The organism is Aquiflexum sp. (genome assembly GCF_977115555.1).
The window spans coordinates 1-2,975 of the sequence record NZ_CDSBKL010000461.1 but is presented as its reverse complement, the minus strand read 5'-3'; the positions used below and the strand labels follow the sequence as shown (position 1 = coordinate 2,975).

1 protein-coding gene and 1 pseudogene are annotated in these 2,975 nt (G+C 46.8%); both read right to left on the bottom strand.

All coding sequences use genetic code 11. From position 1 onward, the window contains the following. On the bottom strand, positions 1–2,420 hold a 2,420-nt coding region (locus ACZFYI_RS18260), incomplete at its 3' end, for a PHP domain-containing protein (protein ID WP_462525559.1). 356 nt (positions 2,421–2,776) lie between these two features. After that, positions 2,777–2,975 (bottom strand): annotated as a pseudogene (locus ACZFYI_RS18255) (hypothetical protein); the annotation flags it as partial.

Genomic DNA, 2,975 nt, shown 5'->3' with positions numbered 1-2,975 from the left:
AAGCAACCGATGCGGATCAGGATCAGTGACTGTTCCAGACTGATTTCCACCCTCGCAATGAAGTCGGACAATCCAAGGTAAGGACCATTGACAGCCCTTTCCCTCAGGAATTTTTCCGCTGATGCCTTTTCGAGAAATTTCAGATGGATAAATCCCAAATAGACGGTTTTGCCTTTGATATTGGTCAGATAATCGCTCTCATTGATGTGAGGAGCCTGTATGTCGGCGCCGTTCATGCGGAGTTCGTGGACATAGAATTCCGTATGGTAAAATCCCCCGAAGTTGTTGATCACACCGACCATAAACTCGAGCGGGAAGTAGGCTTTGAGGTACAGGCTCTGATAGCTTTCCACTGCAAAAGACGCTGAATGTCCTTTGGCAAAAGAATATCCGGCAAAACTCTCGATCTGATACCAAACCTCTGCTGTGATTTTGGGGTCGCGTCCCAGCTTTTCACAGTTGATAAAAAACTGGTCATGTACATGCTTGAATTCTTCCTTCGAGCGGGATTTGCCACTCATGCCACGTCTCAGCACATCTGCTTCCGAGAGGGAAAGCCCTGCAAAGTAGTGCGCCACTTTGATCACATCTTCCTGATAGACCATGATGCCGTAAGTTTCGGGCATGATGTCCATCATGACGGGATGGGCGGTTTTGCGGCGCTCAGGATCCACATGCCGAAGGATGTATTCCCGCATCATCCCTGAGCGCGCCACTCCGGGACGGATGATGGAGCTGGCGGCCACAAGCTCGAGGTATTCGTCAGCTTTCATCTTGGCTAGCAGCATGCGCATGGCGGGTGACTCGACATAAAATGCCCCGATGGTATGTCCATCCCGGAGGTGTTCTTTGATTTTTGGGTCTTTTTTGAATTTTTCCACTTCCCGGATATCGACTTTGACACCTTGATTTTGGTAGATGATTTCGATTGTGCTTTTGATGTGGCCGAGGCCGCGCTGACTGAGGATGTCAAACTTGTACAATCCGATATCCTCCGCCACATGCATGTCGATATGGGCAAGGGGAAAGCCCTTTGGCGGCAATTCGGTGGCGGTGTAATAATGTATCGGTTTGTGGGAAATAAGGATTCCACAGGCATGGATCGTCAGGTGGGAAGGCATCCCGTGGAGGACCTGACTGTATTTGATGATCAGCTTCCCATATTGGTCAGGGACATAGTCGGGCTTACCGGCATAATGGATCAGGGATTCGATTTCTGTTTTGGGAAGGCCAAAGACTTTTCCAAGTTCACGCAACATGGAGTTGGACTGAAAGGTACTGTACGAACCCAATAGCGCGACATGCTCTTCTTTTCCTTGGTTATATTTCTGAAAAATGTACTCTGTCACAGCATCCCTGTCCGTCCAACTGAAGTCGATGTCAAAGTCAGGTGGGTTTTCACGGTACAGGTTGATGAACCGCTCGAAGTACAGGTCCAACTCTATCGGGTCGACATCGGTGATGTAGAGACAATAAGCGACGATGCTGTTGGCACCGCTGCCCCGTCCGACATGGTAATAGCCTTTGCTGTGGGCAAAGTTCACGATGTCATAATTGATCAGAAAGTAGGAGACAAAACCTTTTTGCTGTATGAGTTCGAGTTCTTTTTCTATCCGCTTGCTGATCTCGGCAGTCAGGTCAGGATAGCGCATGAGTGCACCTTTGAAGGTTTCTTGTCTGAGGTAGTCGTAGTCTTCCCAATCTGAACCGAGGATGTCCCGTTTGTTTTTGACAGCTTGGAAGTAAAAGGAAAACTGGCAGGCTTCAAGCAGTTTCTGGGCATTGTAGAGCAGGTAGCTGTGGCCTTCGCAGCGTGCGACCATGTCGGCATAGCTGTAGAGCATGTCGCATATTTCTCCCTGTTCTTCGGTTTCCAGTTTGCTGAGCAAGGTATTGCCGTCAATCGCCCGGAGGAGACGGTGGGCGTTGAATTCCAGCTTGGAGCTGAATGTCGCCGGCTGTAACAGGACGAGTTTGTCCTTGTGCCTGAACCATGGCGATTTGATGATCTTGTTGAGCTGGTAAGGATGTACGCCTATAAATTCATTTTCCCGCAGGGTAAAAAACTTTGCAGGAAGCGGATAGATCACAAAACTATGCTGAAATGCCGGAGCCTTGGCATCAAAAGGAATCCCCTTGATGCGGTGATGGGAGAGGTGTTTGTTGAGTTCAAAGTAGCCCTCTTGGTTTTTGGCCAAGCCGATGTATTGTTGCCTGACGCCGTTGCGGAAATCGATGCCGATGACGGGATGGATGCCGTTTTTCTGTGCCTCACGGATAAAAGGAAATACGCCCGCAGTACAGTTGATGTCGGTCAGGGCGAGGGAGTCGAGTTTTTTGCCCTTCGCTTCCGAGATCAGCGCTTCGACGGACATCATTCCGTATTTGAAGCTGTAAAAGGAATGGCAGTTGATAAACATATTTAAAGGATACTTATAGATACTTGTCTTTGGCGAAACAGATTGATATATACTAGCGAAATAGGTGGGTATCTACCAAGGGTACACAGGCATGCCTTCGCGATATAGGTTTTAGCATCCATCGTTATTTTTAATTTTGGAGCCTTGCCCATAAACCACGAAGAGTATACTCAATTATATCTCATCGCGGTTTTTAAAATGTTTAAATTGTAAACATTTTAGTGTTTATAATTTAAACATAAAATAACCGGATTAAAAAATGCTGTAGGGGAAATTGTCGCATTGTTTTAGCACTTGCTAAAAATTTCCTGGCAAGAGCCAAAAATTGAACCTTGGAATCAATCGTGCTGGATCGTTTACAAGGTTGATTGATTGCTGATTTTCTCAGTCAGGAAGTTTTTTCTAATGGCTATAAATACAAAAATCAACAGGGAATAACCGATAAAGAAAGGCACGATGTAGCCGATGAGACCAAAGGAAAGCATTACTGCCATAATCAGTAGCTGGAAGCCAAGGCCATATAAAGAGACCATGCTCATAAACCACTTTGGGAAT